Raw genomic sequence first — 19,716 nt, 5'->3', positions numbered from 1 at the left:
ATTATGACTCCACGACGGATGATTTCATGGTTTGAATGATTTGGCCTAACTGTGCATTTTGTTCAGCACTGATCTCTCTTCCCGCAGAATGTCCAGCATTCTCAGTAATAATCGCGGATAACGCGATAAGCCAATCAATCACAAATAAAAGAGTATAGTTAACAGGATTGACTGGTAAGCGGACTAAACGCTCATCATCACCCCATTGCACGCTTGTGTTATCAGGTCTTTCAAAAATTTTATGACCAGCGTTGATTTTACTCTCTGGTTTTTCAACACCATTATCTTTGAAATTAAACCAAGTAATAAAATCACCTAGTACATTATATACACGAGATGACTGCTGTTCGGCTAAGTCATCACGACGAGCAATGGCTTCAGTACCCGCTAGGGTTTTCAGCATACGTTGTTCAACACCAAGACGATTGATAGCTGTAATAAGTTCATCAACTAACAGCACCATAATTTCTTGGTCGATACCTAAATAGGTTAACAATGTACTGTTATCAGGCAGACTACGCAGATGGTTTATCCATAATGCCATCACCTTTTTAGGGTAGGTAACCTCATTGCCGTGGCCTTTGGGGGCTTCATCTTCTTCTGGCACTAAAGAGATTGGCGCATCGCTAAAGAGATCAAAAGTCGGTTGTTCCATAGCAGCAAAGGCAGAAACAGGAGCTTGCGTCGTTTTTTGGTTGTCTGAAAGGGTATCAATAACCTCTTTTTCCTGCATATACAGGTCGTAGAGAGATTTGCGAGAAGGCAACAGGTAATCGAGTAACGCGCCTTGTAAATAAGGGCGACTTTGCATAAAGCGCAAAATAGTCGCGGCATTACGGCGTTTTACTTGTAGCTCCTCTTCACCACCTGATTGATACCATTTTTCAAGATGATGACCAATTAAATCACGTTGAATTTCTTGCAATTGCTCACTGATACGTTCAAGTTTTAGTGATTTTAAGGCAACGGTTTCAAGATAATCAGCAAGGCGTTGCATACCACCATCGTTAAGCGACAACATGGCATCCCATGCTTGGTCTGGCTCACGAATATAACGTTGGACAGTTTCATCTTCAGCAAAGGTTTTTTTCATCAGATGTAATTGTGAAACACTGTCTTCATTTAGAACTGTTTCTTTGCCATTACTGATTTGAATAAACGGTGTGGGCACGCCCGGCTTACGTACTAAGAAGGTGTTATTAAATGCTTCGCCATTAATCCAATCCGATGACATCCATTCGTATTGACCAAAGCGCTCTAACATAGCCATTTTTATCATGCCTCCTTTACCCCATGATTGGCGTAATAACGCTTCATTCATGGTTAAGGAGTTGGTAATACGCATATCAAACATGGTCATCGCCCAAATCAAGCCAGAAGGGCGTTTAGCACGAGTTTGTGCATCTTTACCTTGCGTGTTATTGATCCATTCTGTGAGTACTGCACCGACTTCTTTTACATCTGATTGTTTGTTTGATGCGGTACAAACCACCAGCACATTCATTTCTTGGTTATCGGTATAACGTTCAAACAGATAGGCGACTTTACCTCGAAGGATAAGTTGAGCAAGTGGGTTTGCGCTATCATCATTGACTTGACGACGCACATCCGCCATGGTCTCAACCCCCAAACGTCCGCGATAGCCTGGAAAATCCAGTAGCTCAACCTGTTCAAACAGCGTTTTGCTTGGTGCATCTAATAACGGTACGACTAATTCAACAGTGAGTGCAGTCAGTTCCGCTAAAGAAAGGGTAACAGGGGCATCAATACGATCACCATGAACCGGACAAATGCTGATCTGGCTATCATTGGCAGTATTAAGACGCTCTAACATATCTACGTTCATAATACTGTCGTTTTGTACTAACACACCGTCTTGTTCTTTGACTAAAGAAGAAAGTGGAGCCAAAACCAATGGTGCATTGCCTAAAGAGGCAAGTGTGGTACTAAAACGCTGATAAGCCGATGTCAGTTCTGCAATGTCGCCCCATAACACTGAAAATAACTTGGCACGTTGGGCTATGCTGAGATAAGGCGCTAATTCAATTGCTCTAGGCCAATAGGTTGTTGCTAATTTTTTCTGGCTTTTTTCGGCGTGACGTTGCAGGTAATCCCATAATGAAACGACATCATCGTGCGTAATACCTGCGACAGCAGTAGCACTGCACTGAGAGCTTAATGAATTGATTAAACGAGAAATTTTTTCCTCATCTAACTCAAAATCAATTTTTTCCTGATTAAAGTCATACAGATAAGCATTAGCAAGGATCTTAACAATTTCAATTTCGCTAAAAAGGTGTAACTCTACAGGAAATTCTTGTGTGCCTTTCGTTGCTTTGCGACTAAAGCGGGTGACTAATCCTGTCGCCTCTTTACCGCCCCCTGGTGGGTTGATATGGTCGATAAAATCAAGCGTTTTACCTGACATGCTTGTTCTTAAACGACCTTCTTGCCCTGCCGCAAGAGCTGAGATCAGGTATGATTTTCCTGCCTGAGACAGACCAAAAAAGCCGACTGACATTGGGCGTTGGGTCGCTAAGCTGAGGTTCTTTGCCATATTACGGCTACGACGCAGACGATAGATAAGGCTATCGGCTTCTGTATTTAAACGAGGTGCATTACCCCTTACCGCGCTAACCCAATCAATGGCTTTGCCTGCGCCTTGATAAATGGCATCCCATTTAGCTGTTAACTGTTTTTCATCCATCATATTCATTTACCTAGTACACTCCCGCTATCCAGCCAATAGGATGTTTCACCAATGCCACTGTCTGCTAACGTATTGAGTTTGAAGCTTAAACCACTCTTATTAACGCCACCCTTGCCATTAATGAGTTCCATTTCTTCAATCCGTAATTTTTCAGATTTATTGTCATTATTATGGCTAGAGGCTCCGCGCTCTTCTCCTAGTTTGATATGCAATACGCTGTCTTCTTGGCTTAATTGTTGTGCCAATTTCGGATTTTTAATGCGTAATGTATAGAGTGGTGAGGCTGGCCAACGGGCGTTATCTAATTGACGGAAACCTAAGCGTATCCCGCCTCTGACTTCAAAATAGGTATCTGGATCAGGCTCAAACTTATCCTGAATATCTCGGTAATAAACGTCATTATCAGAAATCGTATTGTTATTATCTAACATCCCTAAATAACGTACTGTTGAGTAAGTTTTAAAGTTACCTGTCGAGAAATAAAAGTTGAGCAAACGTGCATTTTCAGCCATTAAACACAGCATCGCACCGACCGCTGCTGTTGATTTTGGGTCGTCAATGCGGCCTTTTTTGTTGAACGGATACCAACCACCCGTTTTGTAACCATGTAATGGCAATATACGAGAAGGTGGTACAGGCTGTAATACTTTTAATAGTGCTTGAATACCCGGTAAGCGAGAAGGGCGACCAGTGAGCAGTAAAACATCACAGGAGTAGTAATAAAGCACCTCACACAGCGCTTTTAAACTACGAGTGATGTTAATACGTTCACCTGAAATAAATTCAGCGTGCAGTTGCGTAAAGTTAATTTGCACCGGCACATTCAAGATAGAGAAACTATCTCCGCCACCCAATTCTTTATTGGCGGCATCGTCAATATAACGTCGCACATGCTCTGTTGGCTGGACATCTAGCAATTCGCCAAAGGTGCTGTTAATACCTTCATGAGGCACTAATGGATCGAAGTTTTCATATTGGCTTAAAATACGTAATCCAATTGGATTGAAGATTTGTAAGGTAAGCTGTTGACGCAACACTTGCTGACCCGCATCTAAACCTTCACTACCAAAAAGAGAAGACATCAGGGCATCGGCATCAGAAATACCAGCATCTGTTAATGCTGTGCGTAATGCAGGCAAAACACAAATCTGGATGATATCTAATAAAATATCATCACCCGCAATTTTGAACCCTTCGCGGAATAATTGTGTTGGAATAATTTTGACGTTACTTCCTGTTCCCATATCCAGCTTATAGCGTGTGATAACGAGATCGGTTGTGCCACCACCAATATCAATTGAGGCAATCTTTAACGTGCTATCCCCTGTTAATGCGCGGTTATCTTCACGCACTTGGCTAGCAAAAAAGGCTTCAGTGCGCTCACCAAATTTAATTTGAGTTTCGTTATAAAGATAAACTAACTGACCACAAGTGGCTTCATCCCATTTAACGTGGATATTAGGCATTGGTATACGACATTGGGCATCTTTGCCATCAAAATTCAGTTTTTCGTCAGTCGGATCCCAATTCATTGCTTTCCAAATTAGCCCTAATGCGTTTTCCATGCATGTCTCAAAAATAGCACGCTCTGGTTTTGGCATAGCGGGTGGAATAGTCAAAATAATATTACGTAATTGACGAGGTGCACTTGCATGGCTCATTTTAAGACGCTGAGCAGGGCTGTTCATTTGTGTTAATGCCTGAGCTAACACTTCGGTTAACATCATGGTCATTAATGAACTGCGTGTGTAGTTTGGTGTAAAGACAGGCATACGATCATCAGGCTCTAAACGGAATAACGGTTCACCGTGATCGTTAAGTAAATAGGTCATAGGTACAGCGGTTGCTAATGGCTCTCTGTCTGTTTGACCAAAAGAGCGACTAAAGCGCCAACCTGGAGAATATGGCGAATCATCCCATAAATAACGTTTAGGGCTTGAAATACCTGTTGAGCCTTCGGTTCCTAAGCGTTGTGCTGCCATGCGGTTAGCTTCAGGGCCAACGCGGCCAATCGTTGGCCACATAAAGGCGTTATTACGGCCACTATTGACTGAAAAGTCTTGTTTACCAAATTCCGCTTGCGCAAATTCAACACGGCTTTCAAAAGGCTCGTTGTAGATTTGATAAGGGTGGCTTAAGTCACGCAACGTCATTTCATAAAGTTGAGTTAACCCTTTATTATCATTGATGTGATCTTCAATTAAGATCCCACATGTACGTGAGTTACCCACATCAAGGATAAGGTCAACTTCAATGGCGGGCTCTTGCGGTTTGGTTTCATTAATTTTGATTTCAGGTAAGTGGAGTTTCTCACCTAAGATATTGAGCAAATTCAGATAATGAGCTTGATGCTGAAACTCTTTGAGCGCTTCTTCAAGTTCATCGTGGTATATCTTAGTGACCGCCAGCGCTCTTTCACTAAAGACTTCCTTTAACCAACCATCAATCCAAGGTGTTTCAAGGAAATTTTCTACCTCATAACCTAGATAGGCTAGTGCGAAAGCAACACCAGAGCGAACATCTTCTTCGTTTGGTGCTAGATAAGCTGTATTAGTACGATTGGGTTCAATGCGAGTATCAAAAGCCACCACAATGCGATGTGTATGCCCGTCTTCATCTGGCTCTGGCAATTGATGGAACATCATTCTCACCCAGTTATCTGGGCCTTGAGAGAATGAACGTGGCGGATTAAAGCGGAAAAATGGCACAGGCAACCAAGTGTCATTGAGTAAATTTAATGACTCATCAAGAGAGAAGCTAAATTCTGCTTCTCTGGGCGTTTGTGGTTGATTTTTCGGTGCTGGATAAAGATAGTTATCGTCTCGCTCATTATAGATGAGTCGCATTAACGGGCCGTTTTCACCTTTTTTAACAAACTCACCGTACTCTTTGCGCTGTGGTAGCGTAAAACCAAAATCCAGAAACTGAATATTGCTGTCACGGATAAGGGTAATTTTATCTTTATAATCGGTCAGTGGCGCTAACATGAATTAATTATTCTCCCGCTTCATTGATAATGGGAATGGCTGACTGTTCTCATATTTCCCTTGGCAATCAGCAATATTTTGGCTTCCTGGTTGGCAAATAATATTTGGCATCAAATAGTTCGAGCCATCACTACACAGAGCCTGACCTTGGTTATTAATATTCAGCCCGCCTTGATTGACGGCTGCGTTCACAGGGGCTTTACAGGTCACGCCATCACTGCGCGTCATTACGACTTGTCCTTTGCCATTATCTAATTGATAGTTCAGGCTCAGTGGTTTACCTGTTTTTTGATCTTGAATACCCGCACCGGCTTTCCATTGGCCGTTAAGAAATTGGGTTGAGCCATTGGCCAACGCATTTGCAGGAATAGTCAGTGGTGTTGTGTTATCAGCTGTAGCTGGTGGCGTGACATCCGGTGGTGCATTAGGATCAACCGGGGGGTTGGCGGTATTACTATCATTCTCTGAACTTTGAGAGGTATCTGTTTTCGGTTGCTCATTTTGTGTTGCAGGATCAACCGGAGGTACATTGGGTTGTTGCGCATTATCGGGTGCTGTTCCTTCAGGTAAAGCACCTTGATTATTATCTGTTTGAGGGTCAACCACAGGTAAACCCGTATTAGGATCAACACCAGTGCCTGTATCAATAACACCATCAATGACTTTCCCATTAGCATCAACAGTACCCAGTGTTCCTGTGTTAACCGTTCCTGTCGTTACACCAACCGTATGACCATTAGTCACCACTGTAGGGACTTTTGGCTTTTCAAGCGTAGGATCTGGCAATTTAGGTACTTCAATATCGGGTGTTTTAATATCGACCGTAGGTAACGTTGGCGTTGAAAAACAGCCTCTTAAGAAGAAAATGACGAGTAGAAGTAATAATAAAGGTAATAGCCACCATAAAAAACGCCACCAAGGGCGCTTAGTGTCAGCAATGATGACTTTTTCTTGCACTGGTGAATTAACGGGGGATGTTGGCGTAATAGGTGCAACAACTGGTTTTAAACAAGCGACAGGGTCAACTCTCAGTTGTTGATTGGCATTTACAAATCCCCAAAAAGTCATAATGGGTTGGCCATCAACAATAAAAATATGGTTTTCGTCAGGAAATTGGATTGTTTTACTGAGGAGTGCGCCAAAAAGTTGGCTTTCTTTATTTCCAGCCCTTTGCTGTTCTTGTTCGCTAAAGGCGATTAAATCATCTTGATTTTTTCTCAGCACAGCATAAGCAGCAGTACGTTCCTCTTCAGAAGCCGCAGACCAAGGGATAACAGAGCCGTCAATCGGTGAATACCAATCAATACGTTCGCCTGTTTCATTCGGCTGAGGAATGGCAAGACATTGAGAAATATGAGCCTTTCCTCTTAAACGCAGAGTTTCACGTAGCTGCAATGCAGAGATATAAACAGCCTGTCCATTTTCTCCCATAGGGAGGTAACTTTCTAATTTACCACTTCGTAAGAATGCTTTATTCACGACGATCATTCCGCTAGGCAAGATTATCTATGGGTAAGTTGGCTTATCCGTAAATAGGCTTTAAGGCTAAAAATAAAGATATAAAATTTATATACATTTTATATTATCAGAAATTTGGTGTCTATCTAGCGGATTATTTAGGGTTAATTAACTGATTATTATTAAAGACTTTTTTATTTTTCTTGGGCGGAAGAGAGAATATTATGATAATTAAATAATGACTTTACAGGTTGCGCTATATTTTCTTAAATATATGGATAAAATCACCGATATATTGGTTTTTACATTAAAAAATAATGAAATAGAAGAAAAAAAAGACAAGATATAAAAAGGTAAACCATCAGAAACATCTAGTCGTTGTGATAATAATCACAAAATAGGTTTATTCTGAATAATGAGAGAATAAGAAAAAAACGAAATACGCAATTAAGGATGGATCTTAAATAGATAAGATATAGCACCTACTAGTTTCAATATAATAATAAATTACGCGTAATACGTGAAAAATTTCACCCTCAATGTTGAAACAAAGAGGGTGAAATAAATATTAAAAATAGTAATCAATCATTATTTACAGTTCTTCGGAATATAATCTTCAATCGCTTTTCGAGTCATTAAACTGACTTCATTGGCATTACGCGCAGTGAAAACTTTTCCTCCCGTTGCGTTCGCCACACAGTTACCTGCGCCTGTACCTAAGATATCGACAACATTAATTATGGCACGAGGGTGAGCACGTTTTAACGTTCTGGCTGCAGTGCATGGATCTTGATCGCAAGACTCTAAACCGTCTGATAATAAGACAATAATAGTGTCACGATTATTGCCTTTGATCAGAGAGCCTGCTCGTTGAATAGATTCGGCTAATGGTGTGCCACTATCGGGTTCAATACGTTTAATATAGTTAAGCAATTTTGATCGTTCATTGCCACCATAAGCTGGACTTGATTTCACTACGCCACAATCTGATGCCACAACGGTAGTAATTTTCATATCTGAAGGAATATTATTAATAATCTTGGTTGCCGCATTTCTTGCCACGGTGATCCGTCTAGGTTCAGCATCATAGCCAGGAAAAAGTTGTCCTGTAGAGGAGATAAAGTCTAAATCGTCTTCCGTTAAATTCATACTCAACGCCATTGAGCCTGAAGCATCAAAGATAATAATCACTTGTGGTGCCAGTTCTGGCGGGCGATCTGCTGGGCACATTTGTTTTATCTTACTGGCTAAGCGATTTTCACAAGTTGTATTAGCTGTCTTTTCTGTCACACCCACTTTTTTTAATTCATCTTGCACACAAGCTTCTAGTGGCGTGAGTTTTTTCACAGGCACAGGTTTGGGCACAGGTTTTGGCTCAGGGATAGGTTCAGGTACTGGAACGGGTTTAGGAACCGGCTCTGGAATAGGTTCTGGTACAGGCTCAGGAATAGGCTCTGGCTCAGGTGTGGGTTCTGGTTTTGGTGGTATTACGACAGCAGGTTTTTCTTCTTCGACAGGAGGAACTGCTTTGGGATCAAAACACCCCTTTAGCCAAGATGCTAATAAAATTAAAAACAGCAAGAATAAGAAAAGTAATAACCAACGTAACCAGCGATTGCGCGTTTTGGCTGGTACATCAGCAAGTGCGGCACCCGCAGCTGCGGCACTTGCACCTGCGGTAACTTGTGCAATTGGTGGCGGTAATGGGGTTGTTCGAGGCCACCATGTAATAACAGGTTGTCCATTAATGACATAGACACTTTCGCTATCAGGCAACGTTGATGCCGTATCTAAAAGATGACGCTCTTCATCTGTAATTCTGTTTTGTGAGGCTAATAGCGCTGTTTGCGTTTTAATATCGTTAAGGCGTTCATCTAAAATACGTCTTATTTCTTGTTGTTCTTGTCCTTGTAACGAGGTCAAAGCAACAGGATTACCAGAAACAGCAGAATACCATTCAATGACATCATCCGATTTCTTTTCGGGCGTGGCAAACAACGCTCGATACTTAGTCGGAAAATGTTGTGTCAGCAATTGAAGTAACTGCTGTTGATGGGTTAAGGCAAAATCGGCGCGGGTAATATCAGCCGTTAATCGTGAAATTCGATTCATATTTTAGAGAGCCTTTGTGACGGCTATATTCGTTTAAAGAGAGAAATTTAAGATATCAATATTACTGACTATAACGGTTTTATTAAAAAGGTGAAATTAAAGCGTTCATTTTTTTAATCTAAGGCAAAATAAATTTTTATAGCACTTTGATTTTGGTTTATTGCTAAATTCGCTCAATTTATTTCTCTATTTTAACAAGCAAAATAATCTATTTGCTTATTTATCTTTCTAGCCTTTAGGATGGCGCATTTATGTTAAAGATGAAGATGACACATCAGTCAACTTTCACCATTGAGTGCTGATGAATATTGATATAGCACATAGAGTATCGATGGGTTACAAGGTATGTTACCCACACTATAAAATAGCCAAATCATTCGCTTTTGAGGGAATTTATTCCCCCCTCTTTACGTTGATACAACAGCAGGTTTCTGATGACAAATAAAATAAATAATAACCCATTACTTAATGATGTAACTCGTTACTGGAATATCAGGGCAGAAAGTTATAGTGAGTCGAATCAACAGGAATTGCTGAGTGAAAAACAACAAAAATGGCGTCATTTATTATTGGGGCACGTTAAAGAGGGTGAAACTTTAAAAGTACTAGATATTGGGACTGGCCCAGGTTTTTTTGCCATTTTATTAGCGTTATCAGGCCATGATGTAACGGCAATTGATGCAACCGAAGGCATGTTACTTGAAGCAAAACAGAATGCACAAACACATCAGGTAAATATTCAATTTATTCGTGGCGATGTGCATCAATTGCCTTTTGCCAATGAACAGTTTGATCTTGTTGTCAGCCGTAATGTCACTTGGAATTTAAAAGCGCCCCAAATGGCTTATTCAGAATGGTTTCGTGTATTAAAGCCAGGCGGTAGTTTAATTAATTTTGATGCTAACTGGTATTTACACCTTTTTGATGACACTTATTGGCAAGGTTTTGTGGCAGATAGAGCTCGTTCAATAGAAGAACAAGTGGAAGATCACTATGTGAACACTGATACAAAAGAGATGGAAAGAATTGCGCGTCAACTTCCATTGAGTCAAATAAAACGTCCTCAATGGGACATTAATACCTTATTAGAGATTGGTTTTAACCGATACATGATAGATACCCGTATTGGTGATTTTGTGTGGAATGAAGAAGAAAAAATTAATTATGGATCAACACCGATGTTTATGATCCACGCACAAAAAACAACGTATAAATAATGAAAGGAGAATAACGTGAAGCCTTTATTTTCAGTGATCCCGACCCTGTTATTAACACTTGCATGTGCATTTCCAGTACTTGCAGATAAAAGCAATAACATACTGGATTATGCCAGTACAAAAGATATTCGTGATATTAATCCCCATCTCTATTCTGGTGAGATGGCAGCACAAAACATGGTCTTTGAATCTTTAGTGTTAAATACCGAAAAAGGTGTTGCACCTTATTTAGCGGAGCGTTGGGATATTTCCCCTGACGGTAAAAGTTATACCTTTTATTTACGCCATGATGTGACCTTTAGTGATGGCGAGCAGTTTAATGCCAAAGCTGTAAAATTAAATATTGAAGCTGTGCTAGATAACTATGAACGACATGCATGGTTAGAGTTAGTTCGTCAAATTGATAATGTTGAAATCGTTGATGAATTTACCGTTAAATTAAATCTAAAAAATCCTTACTACCCAACATTAACTGAATTAGGTTTAACTCGCCCATTTCGTTTTATTTCGCCAAATTCGTTTATTAATGGCAAAACAAAAACAGGCGTCGCAAACTATATCGGTACGGGGCCTTGGGTATTAGCAGAGCATAAAAAAGACCAATACGCAGAGTTTAAAGTTAACCCAAATTATTGGGGAGAAAAACCCGTATTAAATGGGGTAATGTGGCGAGTGATCCCAGACCGACAAACGATGCTACTTTCTCTGCAAAAGGGTGATATTCAGCTTATATTTGGCGCTGATGGTGACATGTTAGATATGGATTCATTTGAAGCCCTTATGGCATCAGATAAATTTAAAACTGAAATGAGTGCGCCAATTGCATCTCGTGCTATTGTGCTAAACAGTAGTCGTCCAATGACATCAAATCAACATGTTCGCCAAGCATTGCAATATGCAGTCGATAAAGAGGGTATTGCACAAGGTATTTTAGCGGGCAGTGAAAAAGTCGCAGATACTTTAATGGCGCGCAGTGTGCCTTATTGTGATTTTAGCTCGCCAATCTATGCTTACCAGCCTACAAAAGCGGTTGAATTATTAGAGGCTGCGGGCTGGGTATTACCAAAAGGTGAGACTATCCGTCAAAAAGAGGGTCAGAAACTGCAATTATTACTCTCTTATAATGTGAATAACGCAGTAGAAAAAGAAATTGCGGAACTTATTCAAGATGATTTTAAAAAGATTGGCGTTGGTTTGACTATTTTAGGTGAAGAAAAACAAGCTTATTTAGATAGACAAAAAAATGGCGATTTTGATTTACAATATTCGCTTTCATGGGGAACACCTTACGATCCGGCTTCCTTTGTTTCATCTTTTAGAATACCCGCTCATGCTGATTATCAAGGGCAAAAAGGATTAGCGAATAAAGCGCAATTAGATGCCATGATTGGTGAGCTATTAATTACACCTGATGAAACACGACGTCAGGCATTATATAAAACCTTATTTACGTCATTAGCTGATCAAGCAGTCTATATCCCATTAACCTATTCACGCACTAAGGCTATTCATCGCAGTGAATTAGAAAATGTTGGCTTTAATCCGTCTCAATATGAAATACCGTTTGAAAAAATGCATTTTAAGCCGTAATTAAAACGCTCACTTAGACAAGTGTGGCACCTTACATGAAAGTGCCACACTGATTAAACCTTATGCTACGTTATATATTCTGGAGAGTGTTGGCGATATTCCCGCTGGCACTGATGATTTCATTTATTGCTTTTATTCTGTTGGAATTAGCGCCGTCTGATCCCGCGGAAGTCGCATTACGTGTTAATGAAATTGTTCCAACCCCTGAAGCCATTGATGGTATGCGTCATGAGCTAGGTTTAGATAAACCTTTCTTAACCCGTTATTTTTTATGGTTAATGGCAGGATCCCAGCTTGATTTTGGTACTTCTTTTCTTACTAGAACCCCAGTTATTCAAGAGATGCTAAGAGCATTACCACCAACGCTTTGGTTGGCTTCAACGGCCTTATTCTTTACGATTATTTTGGCACTGCCTTTAGCATTGTGGTGTGTGATTAAACCTCAAAGTTTTACAGATAAAAGCATTCGTTTTATTGTCTTTATTCTAACAGCTATACCTAATTATTGGCTGGGATTGCTATTGATTTGGGGAGTTGCCGTTTATTTAGATTGGCTCCCTGTCAGTGGAATGTTATCGCCACAATCTGTTATTTTGCCTGCATTGGCGCTTTCTTTGGGCTATATCGGTACTTATTTACGGCTGTTAAGAGGGGCGATGTTAAATCAATGGCATCAGCCTTATGTCTTTTATGCCAAAGCCCGCGGATTACCCGATAACCTTATTTTACGTCGCCATATTTTACGTAATTCGCTGTATTCCAGTTTAACGGCATTGGGCATGAGTATTCCAAAGCTTATTGCTGGCACAGTAGTGATTGAAAATATTTTTGCATGGCCGGGAATTGGGCGACTATGTATTAGCGCCATATTTGGTCGTGATTATCCGATGATACAGGCCTATATTTTATTGATGTCACTGCTATTTCTCTTTTTTAACTTTTTGATGGATGTTATTCAAATGATGACTGATCCGCGGTTAAGGAGATAATAATGTGGCAACTGTTTTGGCAACGACTTGCAAAAGATAAAAGTGCGCAATTGTGCTTATTGGTGATCATGATTGTGGCTATTGCAGGAATATTTGCTCCTTGGTTAGCACCGCATGATCCCACATTAACCTCAATACGTTTGAAATTTAAACCCATGAGTTTTGATTATCCGTTAGGTACGGATAATTTAGGGCGTTGTATCTTTTCAAGGTTATTGTTTGGAGTAAGAACCACGGTATTTTATGCCTTATTAGCCATGAGTGTGACATTAATCATTGGTTGGCTAATGGGCATGTTAGCTGGATTTTTCCATGGAAAAACAGATACATTGATTATGCGATTATGTGATGTGGTTTTATCATTTCCCGCAGAAATTATGATCTTAGCATTAGTGGGAATAATGGGGCCGGGCATTGGTAATATCTTAATTGCCGTTATTTTGGTGAAATGGGCATGGTATGCCAGAATGATCAGAGGGGTTGTTCGCCAATATTCACACCGTAACTATATTGCTTACGCTCGCGTGATTGGTGCGCCTTCTCACCATATTTTACGACGCCACTTATTACCTGTGACTTTTGCTGAAACTATCGTCTTAGCATCAACCGATATTGGCAGTGTTATTTTAATGATCTCTGCACTCTCTTTTTTAGGGTTAGGCGTACAGCCACCGACCCCAGAATGGGGAAATATGCTCAGTGAAGCAAAAAATGTCATGGTATTACACCCAGCGCAGATGCTACCTGCGGGGATTGCTATCACTCTTGTTGTCACCGCCTTTAACTTTTGGGGAGACTTTTTACGTGATGTGTTTGATCCCGATAATCGCCAATCAGTAGGAGAAAAGCATGAACAACTTACTGACGCTTGAGCATGTTTCTATTTCTCATAAAGAAAGTGGAAAAACGCTGATCGAGGATATTTCTTTTTCAATAAAGCAAGGGCGCACATTAGCGATTGTTGGCGAAAGTGGCAGTGGAAAAAGTGTGATCAGTAAAGCCATTATGGGCTTGCTACCAGGATCATTGGTGATGTCTGGGCGTATTTTCTTTGATGGAAAGAAGATAAGTGATGAGATGCTATCTCAACGCCGAGCTTTATTGGGAACATCTTTAGGTTTAATTGTTCAACATGGTATGAGTGCGTTTGATCCTTTGATGAAAATAGGCAAGCAAATAAGCCAAACTTTAATCTATCATTTTTCCTATACTAAAAAGCAAGCCATAGAAGAGGCTGCGTTAGCATTATCTCATGTTTTTCCTCATCAATTTCAATCTATTATGCAGGCTTTTCCTCACCAACTAAGTGGCGGACAGTTACAACGTGTGATGATTGCAATTGCGCTCGTTTTGTCACCTAAACTATTAATTGCTGATGAACCAACAACGGCACTTGATGCACCTCTTCGTCGAGAGATTTTAAAATTGCTCCAGCATGTCGTAACGACTCGCCATTCAACGCTGATTTTTATTTCCCATGATTTAGGACTCGTTAATGAAATTGCTGATGATATCATCGTGATGCAAGGGGGAAAAATGGTTGAGTTTGGTGATAAAACAACCGTTTTAACATCTTCAACGCAGGAATATACGCGTTATTTAATTAATGCACGGCGACAGCTTTCATTACGTTTCGAGCAATTGATTAATAAAAAAACAGATTAATATCATCATAATAAAAGAGACGCTATGTTATTAAACGTTGAGAATATCAGTAAGTTTTATGCTCAAAGAAATAACACTTTATTCGGTGAAAAAGTGAAGGTCATTGACGCTCTTTCTTTTAATATTAATACTCAAGAAGCTTTTGGTTTAGTGGGGGAAAGTGGCAGTGGTAAAAGTACCTTAGCACGTTTAATTTGTGGATTAGAATTACCTGATTGTGGTGCTATCTATCTGAATAATAAATCGGTGACGAAACGACTTCATCGCCAAGGTGTTATTAGTGTTGTTTTCCAAGACTATACAACATCCGTTAACCCCACCTTAACGGTTGGCGAAATTATTGCTGAGCCGGTAAAAATAGTGGATCCAAGTATTCATCATCAGGCATTAGAAAAGCTTATTTTTGCTTTTTTAGATAAAGTGGGATTACCTAAAAATTGTTATCAACGTTATATTTATGAACTTTCAGGTGGGCAGGCACAACGCGTATGTTTATGTCGCGCATTAGCCTCTTACCCTAAATTGATTGTATTAGATGAGGCATTGAGTTCATTAGATATTCCTACTCAAGTACAGATATTAGATTTATTAAAACAGTTAAAAGATGAATTCCAATTATCTTATCTTTTTATCAGTCATGATATTCAAACCGTCGCTTACTTTTGCGATAAAATAATGTTCTTTTTACAAGGCAAAAAGGTTGAATTATGTGAGATAAATAACTTAGGTAATGTCACGCATGATTATTCTAAAAAACTTATTCAATCAGTTATCTAATTAATAAACAGCAATACTATTAAGCATTGCTGTTCACTGAATTTAATCTATTTAGAGATTATTCATTAAGTATTCTTGAACAGCTTTTGCATCATTTGAGGCATTGAAATCAATACCGAAATTCAGCGTACCTTCTTTGAGTTCAATACTACGAGGTGTCGCTTTAGAGCAGGTAATATTCTGTATTTTTTCTTTTACTGTTTCTTGTGCAACTTTAGAGCTTTCACAGGTATTTATTACACCTTTTAGTCCCTCGCCACAATAACTATCAACTCCTATTGTTTTTAAATCATCAGCAGTAAATGCAGACCAATCAAAAGTTACTTTTATATTGGCATCGCAGCTTTTATTTAAATCAACAACACGGGATTGAATATTCTCTTCAAATTTTTGATGTAATTCTTTTTCTGCTAATGTTGCTGAAAAAGCAGAAGAGGAAATAAGCAGTAAAGAAAAACTAACAGCAATATTTTTCAACATAATTAAATACTCCAAAAAATGTATGTATAAATTTAAATTAACTTATTAAAAATAAAACAATAGAAAGTTATAACAATAGGAAGATGATTATTTTTACTGTTCTACTCTTTTTTTGAATAATATTTGAATTATTAGTGAGATATCTTTTAATAAAATCATTTTATGATAAGCCTATTAATATTCTAATAAGTATTTTTACTCACTCATTAATTAAATGTTCGTTATATTTATAACGAACATAATCGATTCAGTACTTCATTTAAATTGTCAATAAAGTGAAATAAATAAATTATCAATAAAATCAATCTAATAGATTATTGATGTAGATCTGCATCACAAACCAATCTTATTGTGATTGTTTTTTCATCATGCTCGAATTAAGTTGCTAACTCGAAGTAGCAAAAATTAGCATAGCGTTAGCAAATAATGAGGGTTCGCATGGAACAACAATATTTTATTGGCGTTGATGTTGGCTCAGCCAGTGTCCGTGCAGCGGTATTTGATAGCAATGGAAAGCGTTTAGGCTTTTCTGTTCGCCCTATTGCTCAATTCCGTCCTAAAACGGATTTCGTTGAGCAATCGTCCTCCGATATTTGGCAGCAGGTCTGCACTACCGTAAAAGAGTCGGTGGCGTTATCAGCTATTGATCCTATCCATGTGAAATCTATCGGTTTTGATGCTACTTGTTCTTTGGTTGCCGTGGATAAAGAAGGTAAAGGGCTTTCGGTTTCGCCAAGTGGTAATACTGAACAAGATATCATTATGTGGATGGATCACCGAGCCGTACAAGAAACGGTCACCATCAATCTGACCAATGATCCTTCACTGCGATATGTCGGTGGCGAAGTGAGCATTGAAATGGAATTGCCAAAAATTTTGTGGTTAAAAAATCATTATCCAGAGCGTTATCAAAATGTATGGCGATTCTTTGATTTAGCTGACTTTTTAGTGTGGAAAGCAACATCAGGGGATGTGGCAAGCACCTGTACATTAACCTGTAAGTGGAACTATTTAGCACATCAGGGGCAATTTAGTGAGAGCTTGTTAGCCGATGTAGGTTTGGATGAATTATTAGAAAAAGTACCACAAACCATTTTGGCATTAGGTGAACAAGCGGGTTGTTTAGATGAATCGGTTGCCAATGCATTTGGCTTGCACACGGGTGTCATTGTTGCTTCTGGCATTATTGACGCGCATGCGGGTGGCTTGGCATTAACAGCATCACAACCTGAAGGGAGTTTGGCAATTATCAGTGGTACGTCTAATTGCCACATGATCGTAAGCCAATATCCCATTATGGTACCCGGTGTTTGGGGACCTTACTTTGGCGCGATGTTACCCGGCTTATGGCTAAACGAAGGCGGTCAAAGTGCTGCTGGTGCGTTAGTTGAATGGTCTATCCGCCGTCATGAGTCATGGGCTGAATTAGCGCAAGAAGCGAATGAAAAAGGCGTTAATTACTATGCCTTATTAAACGAAGCCGTCGCTGAATTGGAAGAAAATGAGCAATATCCAACCACTCAGTTTCATGTTTTAGCTGACCATCATGGCAATCGCTCTCCGCGTGCCAATCCAGCTGCTAAAGGCATGGTAAGCGGGTTAACGTTGGAAAGTGGTCGTGTTGCATTGGCTCGTTATTATCTTGCGACACTGCAATCTATTGCTTATGGCACACGCCATATTATCGACACACTTGAAGATGCTGGACATCAAATCAATCGCATCGTGATGTGTGGTGGCGCAACGAAAAATCCATTGTGGCTACGTGAATATGCCAATGCGACAGGTCGTGAAATTCATTTAGCACAAGAGGAAGATGCGGTGAATTTAGGGGCTGCATTATTAGGTGCTGTAGCGTGTAAAGCCTTTGATGATTTCTCAAAAGCTGCCAGTGCAATGGTACGAGAAGGTGGCATTATCACACCAGATAGCGACACGTTTGCCTTCCATCAGGCTAAATATCAAGTTTATTTGCAAATGTATCAAGATCAGCAGCGTTATAACGAAATGATGTCAGATTGCTGACCACTAATTTTTCCGATTATGAACCGAGTTTACCTTACCAGGGATATCTTATGTTGAACTTAAATCTACCAAAATTACCGACAACTATCACAGCAGGTCAGAAAGAGATCTTGATGGTTACTAACGCAGACTTACGTGAGCCTGCAAACGTAACTTGCTGGCCTGTACAGAAAAAATTTGAAGATAAACTGGCCGTGGCATTAGAAGCCCAAGGTTACAAAATGAAGCGTGCTCATGAAATTAATGAAGCTCGTGGCCATGGTTTTATCAGTAGTCAGCGTGAAGGTTGCGACATGTTTGCCGCCATCGATCCTGATGCTCCGGTTATCGTGTTATTAACCGCATGGCAATATTCACACCATATTGCTTCTTCCTTAGCACACCATCGTGGTCCTATTTTACTGCTGGCTAACTTTGATGGTACATGGCCGGGTCTGGTGGGTATGTTGTGTTTAGCGGGCACGATGACCAGTTTAGGTAAAAATTATTCACGTTTATGGTCAGAAGAGTTTGAAGATGAATTCTTTGTAGATGGTTTAGCAACTTGGCTAAAATATGGCTATGTAAATCATAAGCTTAACTATCTTACAGAGATTGCGCCAACACACAGGGTAATGGCGACAGAAGCCGGTGAAGTGGGTCGTAAAGTCGGCGAATACATAATTAAAAATAAAGAAATAATAGGTTTGTTCGATACATTCTGTATGGGAATGATTAACGGGGTCTTCCCACAACAGGCCATGATCAATATTGGTATGCCAATTGAATCCCTTTCTCAATCTGCGTTACTGGTCGAAATGGCGAAAGTACCAACAGAATTAAGAGAGGCATGTTTACAGTGGTACGAAGATAACGGGATGACGTTTATGTTTGGTCAAGATGACAAAACTGAACTCACTCGTGAGCAAGTGATGGAGCAGTGCGCCATGATGATTGCAATGGCGCGTTTCGTAAAACGTTTTGGTTTAACTGCGGTGGGTGTGCAATATCAGCAGGGCTTAAAAGATTGTTGCCCAGCGTCTGACTTTGCCGAAGGTGCTATTGGTTCAACAGCACGTTTCCCACTACCAGATGAAAACGGCGAGATTATCTGCCCTAACACACCAATTCCTTGTATCAATGAAGTGGATATGGGTACGGCTATTCCTCAAACGATGTTATGGCGTTTATTAACATCATTAGGGTTACCGGCAGAAACTACACTACATGATATTCGTTGGGGTAGTGAGTACGAAGGAACATTCTACTGGGATATGGAGATTTCAGGATCGGTTCCTTTTGAACACCTCAAAGGTGGCTTAAAAGGTGCAACAGGTTATCGTCAGCCGGCAATGTTCTTCCCTAAAGGAGGTTCAACTATCGCAGGTCAAGGTAAGGCAGGGCGCTTGTTATGGGGTCGTGCACACTATGAAGGCACTGATGTGATTATGCATATCGGTACGGGTGTGGCGGTAGAATTACCTGAAGCAGAATTTGAACGTCGCCGTAGAGCAACCAACTACGAATGGCCATTATTAAACTGTACGTTAGATGGTGTAACGCGTGATGACCTTATGGCGGGACATCAAAGTAATCACATTACCGTGGCTTACATTGATGAAGATAAATTGGCGTTTGTGCTTAAAGCTTTTGTTGCTCAAGCATTGACTCAAGGTATTCAAGTGAAAGTGGCAGGCGATGCCATTAACTTACTGTAAGGAATTGAT

General features: G+C 40.0%; 13 protein-coding genes. 8 read left to right on the top strand and 5 right to left on the bottom strand.

The genetic code is table 11. The annotated features are described in order from the left end of the window. Position 1: 1 nt before the first annotated feature. From JEP40_RS08860 to JEP40_RS08845, 4 genes are all read right to left on the bottom strand, one after another. Positions 2–2,710 carry a putative virulence factor gene (locus JEP40_RS08860; RefSeq protein WP_232799214.1) on the bottom strand — a complete coding sequence of 903 codons (2,709 nt, stop codon included), beginning with the start codon at positions 2,708–2,710 and terminating at the stop codon, positions 2–4. A 2-nt stretch (positions 2,711–2,712) separates the two neighbouring features. Beyond that, the gene (locus JEP40_RS08855; RefSeq protein WP_198623257.1) at positions 2,713–5,697 is read right to left on the bottom strand and encodes a virulence factor SrfB; all 2,985 of its coding nucleotides are present in this window, start codon (positions 5,695–5,697) and stop codon (positions 2,713–2,715) included. Between the two features lie 3 nt (positions 5,698–5,700). Beyond that, complete coding sequence (locus JEP40_RS08850) at positions 5,701–7,176, bottom strand: SrfA family protein (RefSeq protein ID WP_198623256.1); 1,476 nt, start codon at positions 7,174–7,176, stop codon at positions 5,701–5,703. A gap of 567 nt (positions 7,177–7,743) precedes the next feature. Beyond that, entirely contained in the window at positions 7,744–9,267 is a 1,524-nt protein-coding gene (locus JEP40_RS08845) for a vWA domain-containing protein (RefSeq protein ID WP_198623255.1), read from the bottom strand. Between the two features lie 434 nt (positions 9,268–9,701). On the opposite strand from JEP40_RS08845, the gene JEP40_RS08840 reads away from it, so the two are divergent. The 6 genes from JEP40_RS08840 (at position 9,702) to JEP40_RS08815 (ending at position 15,505) form a co-directional block, all read left to right on the top strand. After that, positions 9,702–10,484 carry a class I SAM-dependent methyltransferase gene (locus JEP40_RS08840; protein ID WP_198623254.1) on the top strand — a complete coding sequence of 261 codons (783 nt, stop codon included), beginning with the start codon at positions 9,702–9,704 and terminating at the stop codon, positions 10,482–10,484. 15 nt (positions 10,485–10,499) lie between these two features. Further along, positions 10,500–12,074 carry a nickel ABC transporter substrate-binding protein gene (gene nikA, locus JEP40_RS08835; RefSeq protein ID WP_198623253.1) on the top strand — a complete coding sequence of 525 codons (1,575 nt, stop codon included), beginning with the start codon at positions 10,500–10,502 and terminating at the stop codon, positions 12,072–12,074. A 62-nt stretch (positions 12,075–12,136) separates the two neighbouring features. Continuing rightward, positions 12,137–13,063, top strand: coding sequence for a nickel/cobalt ABC transporter permease (opp1B, locus tag JEP40_RS08830; RefSeq protein ID WP_198623252.1), 927 nt, complete (start codon positions 12,137–12,139; stop codon positions 13,061–13,063). Positions 13,064–13,065: 2 nt separating this feature from the next. Beyond that, positions 13,066–13,935 (top strand): nickel/cobalt ABC transporter permease, encoded by an 870-nt coding sequence (gene opp1C, locus JEP40_RS08825; RefSeq protein ID WP_198623251.1) that lies wholly within the window; start codon positions 13,066–13,068, stop codon positions 13,933–13,935. Beyond that, positions 13,913–14,728: an ABC transporter ATP-binding protein gene (locus JEP40_RS08820; protein WP_198623250.1), complete on the top strand. Its 816-nt coding sequence runs from the start codon at positions 13,913–13,915 to the stop codon at positions 14,726–14,728. The genes opp1C and JEP40_RS08820 overlap by 23 nt, the downstream gene beginning before the upstream one ends. A 24-nt stretch (positions 14,729–14,752) precedes the next feature. Next, positions 14,753–15,505, top strand: coding sequence for an ABC transporter ATP-binding protein (locus tag JEP40_RS08815; RefSeq protein WP_198623249.1), 753 nt, complete (start codon positions 14,753–14,755; stop codon positions 15,503–15,505). Positions 15,506–15,556: 51 nt separating this feature from the next. Here JEP40_RS08815 and JEP40_RS08810 read toward each other — a convergent pair whose 3' ends face one another. After that, entirely contained in the window at positions 15,557–15,985 is a 429-nt protein-coding gene (locus tag JEP40_RS08810) for a hypothetical protein (protein ID WP_198623248.1), read from the bottom strand. A 438-nt stretch (positions 15,986–16,423) separates the two neighbouring features. Here JEP40_RS08810 and JEP40_RS08805 point away from each other — a divergent pair, with 438 nt between their 5' ends. Then, positions 16,424–18,010, top strand: a complete 1,587-nt coding sequence (locus tag JEP40_RS08805) for an FGGY-family carbohydrate kinase (protein ID WP_198623247.1) — start codon at positions 16,424–16,426, stop codon at positions 18,008–18,010. A gap of 50 nt (positions 18,011–18,060) precedes the next feature. Beyond that, on the top strand, positions 18,061–19,707 hold the full coding sequence (locus JEP40_RS08800; protein WP_198623246.1) for a signal transduction protein: 1,647 nt from the start codon (positions 18,061–18,063) through the stop codon (positions 19,705–19,707). Positions 19,708–19,716: the final 9 nt, after the last annotated feature.

It is taken from the genome of Proteus vulgaris (assembly GCF_016239305.1).
GTDB lineage: Bacteria > Pseudomonadota > Gammaproteobacteria > Enterobacterales > Enterobacteriaceae > Proteus > Proteus vulgaris_C.
The sequence above is the reverse complement of the archived record's forward strand: the minus strand, read 5'-3'. Positions and strand labels throughout refer to the sequence as shown.